General features: G+C 69.8%; 13 protein-coding genes and 1 pseudogene. 11 read left to right on the top strand and 3 right to left on the bottom strand.

Annotation, left to right across the window (positions count from 1 at the left end; translation table 11 throughout):
• Window positions 1–23 precede the first annotated feature (23 nt).
• On the bottom strand, window positions 24–1,097 hold the full coding sequence (locus tag I2501_RS13470) for a LacI family DNA-binding transcriptional regulator (protein WP_196194213.1): 1,074 nt from the start codon (window positions 1,095–1,097) through the stop codon (window positions 24–26).
• 271 nt (window positions 1,098–1,368) lie between these two features.
• Window positions 1,369–2,832: an arabinofuranosidase catalytic domain-containing protein gene (locus I2501_RS13465; protein ID WP_328806354.1), complete on the bottom strand. Its 1,464-nt coding sequence runs from the start codon at window positions 2,830–2,832 to the stop codon at window positions 1,369–1,371.
• Window positions 2,833–3,362: 530 nt separating this feature from the next.
• Between I2501_RS13465 and araB the strand changes: the two genes are divergently transcribed.
• The 8 genes from araB (at window position 3,363) to I2501_RS13425 (ending at window position 13,595) form a co-directional block, all read left to right on the top strand.
• Window positions 3,363–5,129 (top strand): ribulokinase, encoded by a 1,767-nt coding sequence (gene araB, locus I2501_RS13460; RefSeq protein ID WP_328806353.1) that lies wholly within the window; start codon window positions 3,363–3,365, stop codon window positions 5,127–5,129.
• Window positions 5,126–5,821, top strand: coding sequence for an L-ribulose-5-phosphate 4-epimerase (locus I2501_RS13455; protein ID WP_196194211.1), 696 nt, complete (start codon window positions 5,126–5,128; stop codon window positions 5,819–5,821). The genes araB and I2501_RS13455 overlap by 4 nt, the downstream gene beginning before the upstream one ends.
• On the top strand, window positions 5,818–7,326 hold the full coding sequence (gene araA, locus I2501_RS13450; RefSeq protein ID WP_196194210.1) for an L-arabinose isomerase: 1,509 nt from the start codon (window positions 5,818–5,820) through the stop codon (window positions 7,324–7,326). The genes I2501_RS13455 and araA overlap by 4 nt, the downstream gene beginning before the upstream one ends.
• Before the next feature lie 259 nt (window positions 7,327–7,585).
• Window positions 7,586–8,638 carry a LacI family DNA-binding transcriptional regulator gene (locus I2501_RS13445; protein ID WP_236046315.1) on the top strand — a complete coding sequence of 351 codons (1,053 nt, stop codon included), beginning with the start codon at window positions 7,586–7,588 and terminating at the stop codon, window positions 8,636–8,638.
• Between the two features lie 149 nt (window positions 8,639–8,787).
• On the top strand, window positions 8,788–9,939 hold the full coding sequence (locus I2501_RS13440; protein ID WP_196194209.1) for a substrate-binding domain-containing protein: 1,152 nt from the start codon (window positions 8,788–8,790) through the stop codon (window positions 9,937–9,939).
• Window positions 9,940–9,944: 5 nt separating this feature from the next.
• Window positions 9,945–11,522 carry a sugar ABC transporter ATP-binding protein gene (locus tag I2501_RS13435; protein WP_196194208.1) on the top strand — a complete coding sequence of 526 codons (1,578 nt, stop codon included), beginning with the start codon at window positions 9,945–9,947 and terminating at the stop codon, window positions 11,520–11,522.
• Window positions 11,519–12,526: an ABC transporter permease gene (locus I2501_RS13430; RefSeq protein ID WP_196194207.1), complete on the top strand. Its 1,008-nt coding sequence runs from the start codon at window positions 11,519–11,521 to the stop codon at window positions 12,524–12,526. Before I2501_RS13435 ends, I2501_RS13430 begins: the two co-directional genes overlap by 4 nt.
• A 343-nt stretch (window positions 12,527–12,869) precedes the next feature.
• Complete coding sequence (locus I2501_RS13425; RefSeq protein WP_196194206.1) at window positions 12,870–13,595, top strand: class I SAM-dependent methyltransferase; 726 nt, start codon at window positions 12,870–12,872, stop codon at window positions 13,593–13,595.
• Between the two features lie 56 nt (window positions 13,596–13,651).
• On the opposite strand, the pseudogene I2501_RS13420 reads toward I2501_RS13425, so the two are convergent.
• A pseudogene (locus I2501_RS13420) lies at window positions 13,652–14,415 on the bottom strand (transposase family protein).
• 118 nt (window positions 14,416–14,533) lie between these two features.
• Between I2501_RS13420 and I2501_RS13415 the strand changes: the two are divergent.
• The 3 genes from I2501_RS13415 (at window position 14,534) to I2501_RS13405 (ending at window position 17,426) form a co-directional block, all read left to right on the top strand.
• Window positions 14,534–14,980: an SRPBCC family protein gene (locus tag I2501_RS13415; protein WP_196194619.1), complete on the top strand. Its 447-nt coding sequence runs from the start codon at window positions 14,534–14,536 to the stop codon at window positions 14,978–14,980.
• A 373-nt stretch (window positions 14,981–15,353) separates the two neighbouring features.
• The gene (locus tag I2501_RS13410) at window positions 15,354–15,494 is read left to right on the top strand and encodes a hypothetical protein (RefSeq protein ID WP_196194205.1); all 141 of its coding nucleotides are present in this window, start codon (window positions 15,354–15,356) and stop codon (window positions 15,492–15,494) included.
• Between the two features lie 402 nt (window positions 15,495–15,896).
• Window positions 15,897–17,426 (top strand): serine hydrolase domain-containing protein, encoded by a 1,530-nt coding sequence (locus I2501_RS13405; protein WP_196194204.1) that lies wholly within the window; start codon window positions 15,897–15,899, stop codon window positions 17,424–17,426.
• Window positions 17,427–17,860 lie beyond the last annotated feature (434 nt).

Here is a 17,860-nt window from a genome sequence, read left to right as displayed (position 1 = left end):
ACCCGCGAGCGCGTGTAAGAGGCTCAGCGCGCGGCGGGGACGCTGCTGGCGCGGATGATCAGGCTGGGAGGGATCACCACACGCTCACCGGGTCGAGTCGCGTTGGTGTCGAGCAGGCTGACCAGCAGGCCGATGCTGGCCTGGCCCACGGCGGTGAAGTTCTGCCGGATCGTGGTCAGCGGCGGCAGGAAGAACTCCGCCTCAGGGATGTCGTCGAAGCCGACCACGGCCACGTCGTCGGGAACCGACAAGCCGGCCTCGCGCAGCGCACGCAACACGCCCAGCGCCATCTGGTCGTTGGCGACGAACACCGCAGTGGGTCCCTGGGCGTGCGGCTGGGCCGCGTTCGTCGCGACTCTGCCGGCCAGCTCCTGGCCGATGCGGTATCCCGACAACGGTGTCCAGTCGCCTACGAGGGGCTCGGGGACCGGAGCGCCGGCCTCCTTGAGCGCCGCTCGCCAGCCCGAGCAGCGGGCTTCGGCCTCCAGCCAGTCCATCGGTCCGGCGACGTGCCACACGGTGGGGTGCCCGGCGGCAAGCAGGTGGCCGGTCGCCAGCCGCGCGCCGAGTTGCTGGTCCACCGAGACGCTGGGGATCTCCAGGTCGTGGCCGCCTTCGACGGTGACCATCGGGAGCGGGACTTTCAACTCCTTGAGCGCCGAGACGGCCTCGCGCTGCGGGACGATGACGACGATCCCCTCGACGCCCCGGTCGCGAAGGTGGTCGATCGCGTCGGACAGGGCCGACCGCGTGTAGCGGCGCAGGTTCACGGTGGAGACCATGTAACCCTCCTCGCGCGCCGCCTCCTCGAGCCCGAGCAGTGTGCTGGCAGGGCCGAAGAGGGTGGGATGGCAGGCCACCACCCCCAGGGTCAGCGTGCGCCGGGTCACCAGGGCGCGCGCGGAGGAGTTCCGCCGGTAGCCCAGCTCCTCGATCGCGCGGAGCACCTCGATGCGGGTCACTTCGCGCACGTGGGGGTGGTCGCTGAGCACGCGTGAGACGGTCTGGTGCGAGACACCCGCCCGCTGGGCGACGTCCGCCATCGTCGGTGGTCGAGTTCCCGGGGCGCCCGCAGCACTCTCGGGGCCACGCGGCATCGCTTCCTCCTCCGTCGGCACGTATGTGCACGCTCACAGAACTATAGGCCAAGGGCTTCCTGCGGGAGGCGGCCGGTGCGGGTCGTGCCGGCGCGCGGGGGGGGGGGGCCGCCCCCCGGGGGGGGGGGGCCCCCCCGGGGGGGGGGGTGCGCGCGGGGGGGGGGGGCCCCCCCCCCCCGGGGGGGGGCCCCCCCCCGGCCGGTGCCCGGCTCACGCGTGAGCCGGGCAGGGGTGACGGTCCGGGTGAGTCGGTGTCACGGGTGAGGCGGCGTCACGGCGCGATGTCCCACTGCTGGCACGTGTTGTCGAGCTGTGCCCACTGGCGGACGACGGTGCCGTCGGCCGTCCCGCAGTTCTCCGCGTCCAGGACCATCCCGTTGCCGACGTTGCTGAGCGTGAAGTGGCTGCCCACCGCGCTGACGTTCCACTCCTGGCAGACGTTGCCCAGTGCCGACCACAGGTCGACGCGGGTGCCGTTGTCGATGCCGCAGTCGACCGAGTCCAGCACGGTGCCGCTGTGGGAGTTGGTGACGGTGTAGTGGCCGTCGGTGGTGCGGGTGAACGTCCACTGCTGACAGGAGTTGGAGAGGTTGGACCACAGGTCGATCGAGGTGCCGTTGGCCGTACCGCAGTTGACGGCGTCGAGGACCTTGCCGCTGTTGACGTTCGTCAGCCGGTAGGCGGTGCCGGAGGCCGGGAAGGTCTGCGTGGCCTGGCTGTAGCCCACCGAGGCGATATCGGCCTGGACGGCGTTGTCGACGGCGTCACTGGGATATCCCGCGGTGATGACGCCCTCGAAGAAGTACCCGTCGGAGCCGTTGCTGTCGTCGCCGCCGGTGCCCAGCACGATCGCCCCTTCCTGGTGCATCGGGGTGTAGCCGCCGAGGTCGGGCAGCGCGCCGCTGTACTCGGTGGTCAGGCCGCCGGACTGGGCGTCCGCATCCTTGATGGCGTAGGTCGTGGTGCCGTTGTTCTTCAGCATGGCGGTCACGAACGGGCTGGAGTTGCCCTTGTTCGCGGGGTTCGAGCCGTTGCCGCCGGCGAAGAGCCCGTTCTCCAGGTCGGCCTGCACCCACGGTCCCGAGCCGGTGCACGGTGCGAACCAGCACTCGGTGCCGAAGTTGATGGCGTCCATGTGGCCGTTGCCCGTGTCGGTGTTGGACGTCTCGGCGTTGCCGTAGTCGAAGCAGCAACTGCCGTCGACATGCGTGCCGCTGGTGACCATGTACGCGCCCTGTGGCTCGCTGCCGGTCGGCACGCCCTTCGTGGCGTCGTTGCGGTAGCCCACGCCGGCCTGCACGTCCAGGCCGTAGACGTGGTGGCCGGCGACCGTGAGGGGCAGGGCGTTGGCGATCGCACCCTGGTCCGCCGCGCCGTTGCCGCCGGCGCCTTCGACCGTCAGGTCGTTGCCGCCTGGACTCTGGTCGTAGATCCGGGTGATGGTGCAGACCGTGTTCGCGCAGAACGCGTCCTGTGCGGCGGCGTCCGCGTAGCCGCCGGTGGTCAGGACGCCGATGTCGGTCGTTGCGCCGTCCGAGGCGCGCTTCACCTGGTAGAGCGGGCCCTGGTAGGTCTGGTAGAGCGCACGTACGGTGCTGTGCGCGGCGACGCAGGGCGTGTTGCCGGCGGCGTAGGTGTCGCACGGAAGCCCGGTCGACGTCGCGCGCTGTGCCGCGCCCGCTGTGGCGTACGAGCCGAGGACGCATGCGAGGACGAAGGCGACGGTGGTGCCCACGCACCACAGGAGCCTGGTGATTCGGGGGAGTCTGATGCCTGTACTCAAGGTCTTCCCTCCCTGCCGGCCGTTGGAAGTGCGTAGGGGTGGCACCGCGGCTGCCAGGCCGGCTCTGGCGATCGGCATTTGTTAGCGCTAACACGCATCCTTCGGGGAATGGATGCGTGCATGCCGAGCGGTGCCGACATTATGGGCGAGGCGGTTGACGCGGTGTCAAGGATGCGAACAGAGGCAAGTTGCAGGGCGGGTAGCTACCTCCTTTCAGGGGCGGGCCGGACCTGGCGGGAGGGCCGTCCCGGCTGAGTTTCTCCGGTGCCGAAGTGGTTGACGCCCCAACTGTTAGCGTTCACAATCGCTCCAGGCATCGCGCTGTCCTCGCCGGCAGCCGCTGGAGGCACCTGCCGCACGCCGCAAGGATCTGAGATCGCCCCGACTGAAGCGCGTTCGACCGCGGCGACCTCGGGCAGCGTCTTGTTATCGCAAACATCGGCCCTGGCCCCGAGCCAGGCGCGTACCACTGGAGCCCGCTGGTGCGAGAGCACATATCACTCGACGAGGCCGTGACGATCGGCGTGGACTTCGGCACCCTGTCCGGCCGCGCCGTGGTCGTCTCGGTCGCCGACGGCACGCAACTGGGCGAGGCCGTCCACGAATACCGCCACGGGGCGGTCGAGCACCTGCTCCCCGGGACAGGTGAACGGCTTCCGCCCGACTGGGCGTTGCAGGTCCCCGACGACTGGCGTGACGTGCTGCGCCTCGCGGTGCCCAGGGCGGTGGCGCGAGCCGGAGTGACGGTGGATCAGGTGGTGGGTATCGGTACCGACTTCACCGCCTGCACCGTGCTGCCGACCACGCCGGACGGGACGCCCCTGTGCGAACTGCCGCAGTACGAGGCGCGCCCGCACGCGTACCCGAAGCTGTGGAAACACCACGCCGCGCAGGCGCAGGCGGACCGGATCAACGCGCTCGCCGCCGAGCGTGGGGAGAGCTGGCTGCCGCGCTACGGGGGAAGGATCTCCAGCGAGTGGGAGTACGCCAAAGCACTGCAACTCCTCGAGGAGGACCCGGAACTGTACCGGGCGGCCGAGCGTTGGATCGAGGCGGCGGACTGGATCGTCTGGGAGCTGACGGGCGCGGAGAGCCGGAACCTGTGCACCGCCGGGTACAAGGGCATCCACCAGCCCGACCTGCTGGACGGCTCAGGGCGTCCCAGCCCCGGATTCCTGGGTGCGCTCCATCCGGAATTCGGTGACTTCACCGACAAGGTGGACTTCCCCCTGTCGCCGCTCGGAAGCCGCGCCGGAGGCCTCAGCCCCCGGGCGGCGGCGTGGACCGGACTGAACCAGGGCATCCCGGTCAGCGTGGGCAACGTCGACGCCCACGTGACAAGCGCCGCCGCCCGGGCCCTGGAGCCCGGGCACATGCTGGCGATCATGGGCACCAGCACCTGTCACATCATCAACTCCGACCGGCTCGCCGACGTACCGGGGATGTGCGGAGCCGTGAAGGACGGAGTCGTCCCCGGCCTGTGGGGGTACGAGGCCGGGCAGTCGGGTGTCGGTGACATCTTCGCCTGGGCGCTGCGCACGGCGCTTCCCGAGGAGTACGCCCGTGAGGCACGTGAGCGCGGCATCGGACCGCACCAACTGCTCACCGAGAAGGCCGAGGCCCAGCCCGTCGGAGCACACGGCCTGGTGGCACTGGACTGGCACAGCGGCAACCGGTCGGTCCTGGTCGACCACCACCTGTCGGGACTCGTCCTCGGCCTGACCCTGGACACCCGCCCCGAGGAGATCTACCGCGCGCTGCTGGAGGCCACCGCCTTCGGCACCCGCACCATCGTCGACGCCTTCGAGCTCGCCGGGGTCCCGGTTACCGAGTTCACCGTGGCGGGCGGGCTGCCGAAGAACGCCTTCCTCATGCAGATCTACAGCGATGTGCTGCGTCGTCCGGTCAACGTGATCGGCTCCGAGCAGGGCGGCGCCCTGGGCTCCGCGATCCACGCCGCCGTCGCGGCCGGGACCTACCCGGACATCCACGCTGCCTCGGCCGCCATGGGCAGCATCCACCGCGCCGTCTACACCCCGGACCCGGACCGCGCCCGCGTGTACGACCTCCTGCACGCCGAATACAGGGAGCTGCACGACCACTTCGGCCGTGGCGGCTCCCAGGCGATGCACCGGCTGCGCGCGCTGCGCGCCCAGGCCCGCACCACCGATCGCGCCGCCGATCCCACCAGTGATCGCCCCACCGATCGCCCCACCGCTTGCCCCGAACCCGACGGAGTCCGCGCATGAGTACAGCCGAAACCGCCATCGACGCGCTCAAGGCCCAGGTCTGCGCCCTGCACGCGGAGCTCATCCGCTGGGGCCTGGTGGCCTGGACCAGCGGCAACGTCAGCGCCCGCGTTCCCGGCAGGGAGTTGATGGTGATCAAGCCGTCCGGGGTCCCGTACGAGGATCTCACCCCCGACACGATGATCGTCACCGACCTCGAGGGCGAGGTCGTCGACGGCCACCACCAGCCGTCCTCCGACACCGCAGCCCACGCCTACGTCTACCGGAACATGCCCGAGGTCGGGGGAGTGGTGCACACCCACTCGCCCTACGCCACCGCCTGGTCCGCCGCCGGAGAGCCCATCCCGTGCGCGATCACCGCCATGGGCGACGAGTTCGGCGACGACATCCCCGTCGGGCCCTTCGCGCTGATCGGTGACCACTCCATCGGCGAGGGCATCGTGGCAACCCTCAAGGGCCATCGCTCACCCGCGGTCCTCATGCGCGGGCACGGCGTCTTCACCATCGGCAAGGACGCCAAGGCGGCCGTCAAAGCAGCGGTGATGTGCGAGGACGTGGCACGGACCGTGCACCTGGCCCGGCAGTTGGGACCGGTGCCCCGGCTCGGCCAGGACGACATCGACAAGCTCCACGACCGCTATCGAAACGTCTACGGCCAGCAGGACACGACGACGACCGGAGCCGGCGCATGACCACCCCCGACGCCCCGAAGCAGGTCTGGTTCCTGACCGGAAGCCAGCATCTGTACGGAGAAGAGACCCTGCGGCAGGTCGCCGAGCAGTCCCGGGCCATCGCGCAGGAGCTGCAGGCCAGCGCGGAGTTGGCAGCCGAGCTGCTCTGGAAGCCGGTGCTGACCGACGCCGCGGCGATCCGCCGGGTGATGCTGGAGGCCAACGCGGACGACGCCTGCATCGGTGTCGTGGCCTGGATGCACACGTTCTCACCGGCCAAGATGTGGATCTCCGGGCTGGACGCCCTCGCCAAGCCGCTGCTCCACCTGCACACCCAGTCACACGTCGAGATCCCGTGGGCCGGCATCGACATGGACTTCATGAACCTCAACCAGGCAGCCCACGGCGACCGCGAGTTCGGCTACGTCCAGGCCCGTCTGGGCGTGCCCAGGAAGACGGTGGCCGGCCACGTCGGCGACCCGCGAGTCGCCTCCCGGATCGGCGCCTGGACCCGCGCCGCGGCAGGGCGCGCCGAGCTGCGCAGCTTGCGGCTCGCCAGGTTCGGGGACAACATGCGCGACGTCGCCGTGACCGAGGGCGACAAGGTCGAGGCGCAGCTGCGGTTCGGCGTCTCGGTGAACACCTACGGTGTCAACGACCTGGTCGAGGTGGTCGACGCGGTTGCGGATGCCGATGTCGACGCGCTGGTCAAGGAGTACGAGGAGCTGTACGCGGTCGCTCCGCACCTGCGGCAGGGCGGAGAGCGGCATGCCTCGCTGCGCTACGCGGCCCGGATCGAGGCGGGCCTGCGGACCTTCCTGGACGAGGGCGGATTCAGGGCCTTCACCACCAACTTCGAGGACCTGGGCGGCCTGCGGCAGCTGCCCGGGATCGCGGTGCAGCGGCTGATGGCCGACGGCTACGGCTTCGGGGGCGAGGGTGACTGGAAGACCTCGGCGCTGCTGCGCACCCTGAAGACCATGGGACGAGGGCGCCCTGGTGGCACGTCCTTCATGGAGGACTACACCTACAACCTGACGCCCGGTCGCCAGCTGATCCTCGGAGCGCACATGCTCGAGGTCTGCCCCAGCATCACCACGGCCCGGCCGAGCGCGGAGATCCACCCGTTGGGCATCGGCGGCAGGGAGGACCCCGTGCGGCTGGTCTTCGACGCGGACCCCGGCGTCGGCGTGGTGGTCGGCCTCGCGGACATGGGCGACCGGTTCCGCCTGGTGGCCAACGAGATCGACATTGTCGAACCGCCGCAGCCCCTGCCCGCCCTGCCGGTGGCTCGCGCCGTCTGGGCACCGCGCCCGGACCTGCCCACCTCGGCGGAGGCGTGGCTCACCGCGGGCGGACCCCATCACACCGTGCTCTCCACCGCGGTCGACACCGAAGGGCTGCACGACTTCGCCGAGATGACGGGCACGGAACTGGCCCTGATCGACGCGGGCACATCGGTGCGGCGCTTCACCCAGGAACTGCGCTGGAACCAGGCCTATCACCGCCTGGCGCAGGGCTTCTGAGCCCAGGAAGCCCTGTGCGGCACGCTGACGTCCGCCGCCCGCCGACAGTGCGCGGGGCGCTGCCGCATGCCCGTCGGGGGGAGGTCGCGGCGAGGCAGAGGAAACCCAAATCGTGACCTGCACGACCCATTGACGCACCTATTTGTGAACGCTAACAATCGAGTGCCGCGGCCGCTGGGGCTGCCGGGCCGGGGGAGGTCGACAGCCCCAGCTCTTTCGAAACACCAGCCATCGAAACACCCGTTGCCAGGAGTTGCTCATGCCAGCAGTCAGGACCGCCCACGGTGCGCAAGCCGTCATGGCGGACGTCGCGGCACTGGCAGGCGTCTCCCACCAGACGGTCTCCCGAGTCCTCAACGACCGCCCCAACGTCCGCCCGGCGACCCGGGAACGGGTGCTCGCGGCGGTCCGCGAGCTGGACTACCGTCCCAACGCCGCGGCGCGCATGCTGGTGACCCGTCGCTCCCAGACGCTCGGCGTCATCAGCTTCGACAGCACCCTGTACGGGCCTGCGCAGATGCTCCACGGCATCGAGCAGGCGGCGCGCGGCGCCGGCTACTTCGTCAGCATCGCGAGCCTGCGGCACCAGGACGTCCGCTCCGTCCGCGAGGCCGTGGACCGGCTGCGGGACCAGGCCGTCGAGGGCATCGCCGTCATCGCGTCGCAGACGTCGACCGTCGCCGCCCTCGCTCGGCACATCGGCGCCGTCCCCATGGTCACCGTGGGCGCGACGGCTCCCGGCCGGTTGCCGGGAGCGGGAGTGGACAACAACGTCGGCGCCGAAGCGGCCGTCCGTCACCTGCTCGACCTCGGCCACGCGACCGTGCACCACGTCGCAGGGCCCGGGGACTGGCTCGAGGCCAACGCGCGGGAACAGGGATGGCGCACCGCGCTGGAAGCCCGGTCCCGGCCGGTTCCCGACAGCCTTGCCGGTGACTGGTCGTCCCGATCGGGATACGAGGCGGGCCTGCGCCTGCGTCATGACCCCTCGGTGACAGCGATCTTCTGCGCGAACGACCACATGGCGCTCGGAGTTCTGCGCGCCCTCCACGAGATCGGGCGGCGCGTGCCCGAGGACGTGAGCGTCGTGGGGTTCGACGACATCCCCGAGGCCGCGTTCCTCTCGCCGCCGCTCACGACGGTCCGTCAGGACTTCGGCGAGCTGGGCCGACGGGGCCTTGGCCTGCTGGTGCACCACGTCGAGGTGTCCGCTCCCGGGAGGGGACGAACGACCGTGGACCACCGACAGACGGCGATCGTCGCGCCGGAACTCGTCCTGCGGGCCAGCAGTGGGCGCCCACCCGGACGCTGACCACGAATCACCCCGCTCACATGCACAGCTGACGGACAGCCACACATGTTAGCGATAACAGCGATACCAGCGATGACAGTCCTGGCCGTGCGACCCCCGCACGGTCGTTCCTCACCACCCACCCCTGACACACGTCGGAAGAGGACATCATGAGCGCTCCCACAACCCGTCAGGCCAGAGGCCTCCGCATCGCGGTCGCCGTGGCGGTCGCGTCGATGGCACTGACCGCGACCGCCTGCAGCAAGCAGGGCGCCGGAAGCAGCGGCGACGCCGGCAGTTCGGGTGCCACCGCGGTGGCAGCGCCGATACAGGGCGACATCACCTTCAACGACGCCAACCTCGCAAAGGTCGACGCCGCCCTCAAGGCGGCCCTGCAGGGCAAGAACCTGTCCGGCCTGGACCTGGCCATGGTCGTCAACGTCGCCGTGGACTACTGGAACGCAGGAAAGGTCGGCTTCACCAAGGGCATCGCGGACCTCGGGGCCAAGGGCACGTTCCAGGCCCCCGCCAACGGCCGACTCGACCAGCAGCTGTCGATCATCCAAACCCTGCGCGGCCAGAACATCTCCGCCTTCTCCGTCTCGGCGATCGACCCGACCGCGATCAAGTCGCCCATCCAGTCCGCCGATTCGGCCGGTATCCCGGTACTGGCGATCGACTCGCCCCTCCCCGCCGAGGACGGCGCGGCCCTCTACCTGGGCACCCCCAACTACGAGGCGGGCATGAAGGCCGGTCAGGCGATGAAGGCCGCTCTCGGCGGCAAGGGCGAGGTCGTGGTCCTGGTCGGCTCCCTCACCGCATCCAACGCGGTCCAGCGGATCCAGGGATTCGAGGACGCCCTGAAGGGCACCGACATCAAGGTCGTGAACAAGCTCTCGGACAGCATGGACGCCTCCAACGCCCTCACCAACGCGCAGACCGCGATCCAGACGGACCCCAACGTCAACGGCCTGTACGGGGTCTACTCCTACGACGGTCCCTCGGCCGCGCAGGCGGTCCAGGCAGCAGGGAAGACTGGCCAGGTCAAGGTCATCTCCGACGACACGGACGCGCAGACCCTCAGCTTCATCAAGCAGGGCGTCATCCAGGCCAGCATCGTCCAGTCGCCCTACCAACAGGGCTACACCGGCGCCTACCTGCTCGCCGCCCTGAAGGTGCTGGGGACGAACGCCACGATGAGCATCGTCAAGCCCTACCTGGAGTCGGACGGCAGCACCCTCAGCTCCGGCGTGGGCGTGCTCACCCAGGGCAACCTGAGCGCCTTCGAGGCCAAGCAGGCCCAGCTCGGTATCTCGGGGTGAGACAGATGACCACCAACGCTCCCCGCACCGGTACGGGGCAGGCGGCCGACGCGGCCGCGGTCCTGCGCGCGGTGACGAAGAGCTACGGGCCCGTCACCGTGCTGGACATTCCCGAGCTCGAGCTGCGGCGTGGTCAGATCACCTGTGTCGTGGGGGAGAACGGTGCCGGGAAGTCCACCCTCATGGGTGTGCTGTCCGGCACCGTCTCCCCGACGGCCGGGGAGATCCTGATCGCGGGCCAGGTCCTCCAGCCGGGGCGGCCCGACCACGCGAAGGCCCTCGGCGTCAGCATGGTGGCGCAGGAGTTCCCGCTGGTGGGTCGCCTCAGCGTCGCCGAGAACCTGCTGCTGGGCCGCCACACCCACGCCACCCGGAACGCAGGATTGTTGCGGCGGATGCTGTTCGACCGCTCCGGCACCGTCAGGGAGGCCCGCGAGCTGCTCGACGACATCGGCGTCCACGGCCTCGACGTGACGCGGCCGGTGGAGCAACTGCCGGTCCCACTGCGGCAGATGATCGAGATCGCCAAGGCCTGGGGGAACCGGCCCCTGGTCCTCATCCTCGACGAACCCACCTCGTCGCTGGGGCCGGTGGAGGCGGAGAAGGTGCTCGACCTCGCCCGGCGCCACACCGCGGACGGGGGAGCGGTGCTGTTCATCGGCCACCGCCTCGACGAGGTCCGCGGCATCGCCGACCGGGTCGTCGTCCTGCGCAGCGGAAGGCTCGTGGCGGACCTCAGCCCGGCGGAGGCCACCGAGGAGCGCATGATCCGCGACATGGTCGGCAGCGAGCTGGCCCACGGCGACATCGCGCCGCCCACCACCGTGGACTCCCGGATCGTCCTGGCCGCCCGCGGACTGGCCGCCGACGGCCTGGGCCCGGTCGACCTGGAACTGCGCGCCGGAGAGATCGTCGGCGTCGCCGGCCTGATGGGCTCCGGCCGCAGCCGACTGCTCCACACCATCATGGGTGCCCAGCCCCGCACCGGCGGCGAGACCGAACTGAACGGAACGCCCTTCCGCCCGCGGCACCCGGCCGACGCGGTGGCCGCCGGCATCGGGCTCGTGCCCGAGGACCGCAAGGAGCAGTCCCTGCTCCTGCACCACCCGGTCCGCTGGAACGCGACGCTGGCGACCCTGCGCCGCGACTCCACACGCGGCGTGCTCACCCCCAAGGGCGACAAGAAACGCTCCCGGCAGATCGTCAAGGACCTGGGGGTGCGCATGTACTCGCAGGAGCAGCCCATCGGATCCCTGTCCGGCGGCAACCAGCAGAAAGTGGTCTTCGGCCGCTGGCTGCACGCCAAGCCGGATCTCCTGCTCCTGGACGAGCCCACCCGCGGCGTCGACGTCGGCGCGAAGGCGGAGATCTACCACCTCATCGACGAGGCGGCGCAGAACGGACTGGCGGTCCTGGTGGCCTCCTCGGAACTGGAGGAGCTGCTCTGGATCTGCCATCGGATCGTGGTCATGGCCCAGGGACGCATCGTCGCCGACCTGCCGCGTGAGCACTTCACCAAGGAACGGATCATGACAGCGGCCGCAGGCACGCAGCCGCTGGTAGGCACGGAGGAACCGGCATGACCACCCAAACCGCTCCACTCCGCGAGGGAGTCGAGACGCCCTCGCGGCATCGCCTGCGCGCGCTGGTCGAAACACCCGAAGTCGGTGTCGTCGCAGCCTGCGTGGCAGTGTTCGTCGCACTCACGCTCGCCCGCAGCACCTTCGCCGGTGCGGTCAACCTCCAGGGCATGGGGTTCGACCTGGCCCAGTACGGGCTCATCGCGATCGGGGAGTCCCTGGTCATCCTCACCGGCGGCATCGACCTCTCGGTCGGCGCGCTGCTGGGAACCTCGGTGATCCTCATGTCCTGGTTCAACGTCAGGGCCGGCCTGCCGGCCGGGGTCGCCGTGATCGCCACACTCGCCATCACCGGACTGGTCGGCCTCTGGCACGGCCTCGCGGTGACCCGGCTGAAGATGCCGCCCTTCGTCGTGACGCTGGTGACCTACACCGTCGCGCAGGGCGTCACCCTGGCGATCACCTCCGGCACCTCGATCGTGGGGATTTCCGGCTTCTTCGGCGACGTCGGGCAGACCTACATCGCCCAGATCCCGGTGCCCCTGATCCTCTTCGTCATCGTCGCGGTGCTGGCCTGGTTCTTCCTGGAACGCACCTACGCCGGCCGCCAGGTCTACGCGGTCGGCGGCAACCCGGAGGCGGCGCGCCTGGCAGGGATCCGGGGCGACCGACGGGTCGTCACGATGTACGTGGCCAGCTCCCTCCTGTCCGGCCTGGCCTCCATGCTGGTGCTCGGACGCATGGGTGTGGGCTCCGCCAGCGGCGTCGGCGTCGGATGGGAGCTCTCCGCGATCGCCGCAGCGGTCATCGGCGGTGTCAGCCTGGTCGGCGGCCAGGGCCGGATCGTCGGAATCGTCGCGGGCACGATCCTGCTGGAGCTCATCAACAACGGGTTGACGACACTTCAGGTCAACTCCGACTACACCAACATCGTTCTGGGCGGCGTCCTGGGCATCGCCATCCTCGCCGACCGCCTGCGGGCCCAACACCTCGCAAGGCGCACCTGACCGGGGCACCGCGGGCGGGCGGCGGGGATCCTCTGGGTGAGCCGCATGATCTGGTCGGCGCGGAAGGGATGCCGGAGGCGCATCCCGTTCCGTCGTCGAGTGCTCTTGAGGCAGTGAGAACCAGAGCAGGTCGGTCGGCACGCGCAAGGTGCGGGCGCCCCCGTCCCGCGGTCGGAACACCAGCCGTCACGCCGACGTCAGCCGCAGCACTCGCGGAGCGCGGCGATCGCACGGCTGGTGGTCTCGTCGGTCGCGCGACCGACCGGGCGACGGACTCCGGCTCGCGAGGGCGAAGGAAAACCCATGGAGGGCACCTCAGGGAGTGGGTAACGTCCTTTCTTTGATGACTGACTCCTGGGACACCATCGCCGACTGGTACGCGGAACTCCTTCGGACGGGTTCCGCGCTGAACGACTTCAATCGCGACGTTCTGCTCGACCAACTTCCTGACGCGCTGACCGGCCAGCGCGTCCTCGATCTCGGGTGCGGCGAGGGTTTCATCGCCCGTGCGCTGGCCGCCCGTGGGGCTTCGGTCACAGGCATCGACCCGTCAGCCCGATTGATCGAGCACGCGCGGGCCGCCGGAGCGGTAGGGCCGGGCTCGGTGGTCTACGCCGTCGACGACGGATGCCTGCTCGGCACCGTCGCTGACGGTGCGGTGGACTGGGTGACCGCAGGGCTGTCGTTGAATCACGTGCCGGACCTCGACGCCGCGTTCGCGGCCGTTCGCCGGGTCCTGACGGCCGGCGGATCGCTCGTCTTCAGCGTCCCTCACCCGTGCTTCGAGGCACCGGACGCCTCATGGACGCCGGTCGATGAGGCGTCCGGTGCCGTCCGCCGGGTGGTCGGGGACTACCTCGCCGAAGGCTTCTGGCGCTCGGACAACCCCCACGCTGTCCGTCGCGCAGGCAACCAGCATCGGACGCTCTCCACGTACCTGACAGCACTGCTGCGGCATGGCTTCACCCTGCAAGCCATTGCCGAGCCCGCCCCTACCGTCCAGGTGACGGCTCAGCAGCCACAGCGAGCGGGACTGCCGCCGTTCCTTGTCATCCGCGCCGGCCGATGAGCGGGACCGACAGGACAGGGGCGCCAGCGAAGGCCAACATTGAGCCTTTTCCAACCTCATGCTGATGCTTCGAGGTGGAGGCTGAGGATGGCTTTGACGATGTTGGTGACGCGGTTGGTGCTGCAGCGGAGCCTCCGTAGAAGGCGCCAGGACTTCAGGGTTGCGTTGGCATGTTCGCCGACCGCGCGGATCTTGGAATGGGAGGAGTTCACCGCGCGCTTGCCAGTGGAGAGAGTCGCCCAGCGTCCGCGGTAGGGCACTCGAATCGTGCCCTGTGCACCCTGGTGCCCTTGTCAGCCCAGGTACGGATGCCGGCTGTCGTGAGGGCGTCGATGATGCCGTGGGTGCGGGCCGCCTTGATGTCGTGAACGGCTCCGGGCAACGCGGGCGAGGCCCAGAGTAGTCGTCCGAACGGATCGGCGATGACCTGGATGTTCATGCCGTGGCGCTTGTGCTTGCCCGAGTAGTAGGGCCGGTCCGCCACGATCCGGTCGATCGACAACAGCGTCCCATCCAGGATTACGAAGGCCTTCGCTTTTGCGGTCTTGATGGCTTCGTTAAGCGTGGGTACCGCGGAGGCAAGGAGGTCGACGGCTTCACGGATGTAGCGGTAGACGGTGGCGATGCCGATATTGAAGGAGGCCGCCAGCTGGGCAGATGTGTCTCCGTAGCGAAGATGGGCCAGCGCGAGCAAGGCCTGCCGGCCAGCTGAGAGGCGACGCCAACGGCTGCCGATCTCACGTCGATACGCCGCCAGGCGACGGGAGAGGAAGTCCAGGGTCGAGCTGGACAGATCGATCGCCGATCGGTAGACAAGCACGCGGAGCTCCTGGCGGACATGGGTGATCTTGGTCGAGAACTCGTCTACCAGGAGCTCCGTCCTTTCGTGCAGTCCCCAGCGCAGGTCCCCCCGTGCCCGTCGACACCAAGGAGAGCTCCTGCGGCGCTTCGAGATCGTCACGGCGCTGTCGGCCCCACCTGATCAAGTGTTCGATGCCTGCCTCGATGTGGAGGCACACACCCGATCGATGGCCTCCTCCTCCGAACGGGCCGTCGGCGGCACGACCCGGGGCTCCCTGACGCTCGGCCAGTCCGTCACCTTCCAAGCCCGCCACTTCGGCCTAACCTGGCGACTCACTGCACGCATCACCTCTTGGGAGCCATCGCGGCACTTCGTGGACGAGCAAGTCGCAGGCCCGTTCAAGCAGTGGCGCCATGCGCACACCTTCGAGCCTGACGGCAAGGGCGGCACCGTCATGACCGATGCCATCGAGTTCGCCTCCCCACTTGGAGTCCTCGGGCGCATCGCAGACCGTGCTGTCCTGAGCTGGTACATGCCACGGCTGATCAAATCTCGCAACGCCTACCTGGCGACGACCCTCTAACCCACCCTCCGGCACCGAGGAACGCTCCGAGGCCAGATCGAATCCTCATGGTCCGGGTTGGAAAAGGCTCACTGTTTGCGAACACCTGGCAGGGACGCCACAGAGATACCCGCAAAGACGTGGCGGCGCTAAGGGTTGTCCCGTAATTGATCTTGGGTTGGGGCAGGTGTGCTGACGGGGCGTCTCCTCCCTGCCGTTACGCGGGTTGGAGGAGGTTGTGCAAGCGGGCGATGCCGAGGATCGCGTGGCGGACGCCCCGCCTCCACCACGCGCACTACCCGAACCGGCCGCACGACGGCCGGCAACTCCGCTGCCACCACTACGGCGCGCATCCCGGCAGGCCCGGCGTCAACTCACCGGGGAAAGAGACCCGTTGGAGCCCGCCGCGACCCACAACTGCCCGCACTGCAACCAGCAGATCACCATCATCGCGCTGCTGGCCGCCCCGGAAGCCGCCCGCACCAGCATCCCGGCCCGTGGCCCCGACATCGTCCCCATCCGGAGGACCCCGTGACCGAGGTCTTCGCCACCGACCGACCGGACAACATCGCCTGACCGTCACCGATCACCTGGGGCCCGCCGACCTGACGGTCGGCGGGCCCCAGCCATCCGCACTCACAGGACGTCACACCTCCTTGCTGTTCCCGGGTAACGGCTGGCAGGAGGGCGGCTCGAGCCCGCGGACAGTTCCACTGCGACGGGGCCGGTTATGACCAACGGCGGCGGCAGCAGTTCGCTGGTGCTGGTCAGGACGCCGGGCCGCCCGCCCGCGCGCAGGTATATGCTTAGCGCGGTGGTTCCGGTCACCGCTGGGTCCGCAGGCAGAGCTTTAAAGCTCACCGGGTATGCGTGAACTTGTCGACGGTCGTCTTTCCCGCCCGACGTCGCGGACCCCCGGGCATTGGGAGGGACCACCGTGTCCGAATCATCGCGTTCACTTCCGGATCGGCCCAGCCTTCGCTTCCTGAGGCTGGAAGCCCGCCGCCGGCTGGCGGCCGGTGAATTCACCGCCCTGTGGGAGGCGTACCTCGCCATCGCGCGCGAGCACGGCTTTTCGAGCTGGACAGCCCTCAAGCAGCAGGTCGTCGGCGACAGCCGGCCAGACCCGGACGAGGCCGTGCTCGACCATCTCAGCTGGGTCGTCTCCCGGCTGGCGGGCGCCAGCCAGCCGGACTGGGAGCCGCCCGCAGAACAAGAACTGGCCGAGCACTTCGAGCAGTCATTCCTGGACCGGCCAGCGGCCGGGCAGCTGATAGAGGGCCTGTCGACGATGGCACGGACCGGGCGGCTGCGGGACGAGGTTACCGTCATCACCCAGCGCGCGCGGTTCATCCGGGCTCAAGCCGGCGACCTGCGGATCGAGACGGCTGGAACCAACGAACCGCCGCACAGGCTGCGCGGGATATTGGCGCACCGGGTCGGCAAATCGGTCACCGATACCCGGGTCGCCGCGCCGCCCGCCGACGTGGCGGGCAACGTCCCGCAGGCAGTGGTCTCCGTGGCCGAACAGGCCCTGGGTGAGGTTGGCCTGCCCGGGCTGGTGCTGGCCGGCGTCGACGACCATGGCAAGCCGTGGGCGATGGCCCGCGGCTGGGCGCGGCTGGACCCGAAAGAGCCGCTCAGCACGACCCACAGGTTCCCGGTCTACGCGGTCAGCACGCTGATCACCGCCACCGCCGTGCTCCGCCTGGCCGCTGACGGCAGGCTCGACCTGGACCGGCCGGCCAACGACCACCTCCGGGCCATCCGGCTCGCCAACGGCGACATCACCGTCCGGGACCTGCTCACTCGCACCGACGGCCTGGCCCCCCTGCCCGAGGCCCTCGCCGAGACGGTTCCCGGCCTGGCCGAGCTGACCGGGCCGGTACTGGCCTCCAGCGGGGTACGCGGCAGCGTGGCGGGATTCATAAGCGGGTACGCCGCGCTCGGGGCGCTGATCGCTGACATCACTGGGTCGCCCTACCCCCAGGCAGCGGCCCGGCTGGTACTCGACCCGCTGGGCATGACCGGCTCGTCATTCCTCGAGCGCTGGCCAGCAGCGGACGAACGGGCCGTCGGCTGCCACATGCTCGACACCAGCGGAGCGTTCGTCCCGGCGCCCGCCAAGGTCGCCACCGTCCCGGCCGCCCTCGGCTTGTGGACGACAGCGGCCGACCTGGTCCGCTTCGGGCTCGGCTGGTCCAGCCTCCTGCCCGCCCCGCTCGCCGAGGAGGCGACCCGGCCGCTGGCCCGCCCGAGTGCCGGCTGGCAGGTCGGCATCGGGCTCGGCTGGCTGATAAACGAATCCCGCGGCGTGGCGGCGGCATCCGGGGGAGTGCCCCATGGCGCGGCGGCGTCACTGATCGTCAAGCTGGACAACGGCAAGGTCCACATCGCCTTGACCAACCGAGGCATCCCAATCGATGAGGTCAACGGGCGCGTCCTCGACGCGCTCACCGGCTCCTAACACCAGCCGCGGATCACGGTTGCGCCGCCGGGACGTTGGTGTCCCGGCGGCCCACCACGGCAGCAGGCCGACAGGGAGTCAGCACGGCACCTGCACCTCAGAACACAGGACCAGTGTCACCCGTCCCGTAAGCATCATCGCTCCCGAACCGCCCGCCCAGCCATCAGCGCACCCGCCTTCCGGGCCGCCCTTGCCCCGAGGAATCAGGCGCGCCGCCGGGCGGACACACCGGGGATGGACACGCGACTCGGGGGCAAACGTCAAGCCAGGGCCCCCGGAGCCGGCACCGGAACCCCGTCAAGCGGCTACCCACACCGCACCCTGACCCCGAATCCTGTCCGCCATGCGTCCGTGGACACCGCAATTAGACGGTCTACAGCGCTACAAGGTGACACACCATGGGACAGAGAAGAAACGCCCCGCTAAAGGACTGT

The organism is Streptacidiphilus fuscans (genome assembly GCF_015690355.1).
GTDB lineage: Bacteria > Actinomycetota > Actinomycetes > Streptomycetales > Streptomycetaceae > Streptacidiphilus > Streptacidiphilus fuscans.
Note: the sequence above shows the minus strand (reverse complement) of the source record. Positions and strands in the feature narration are given on the sequence as shown.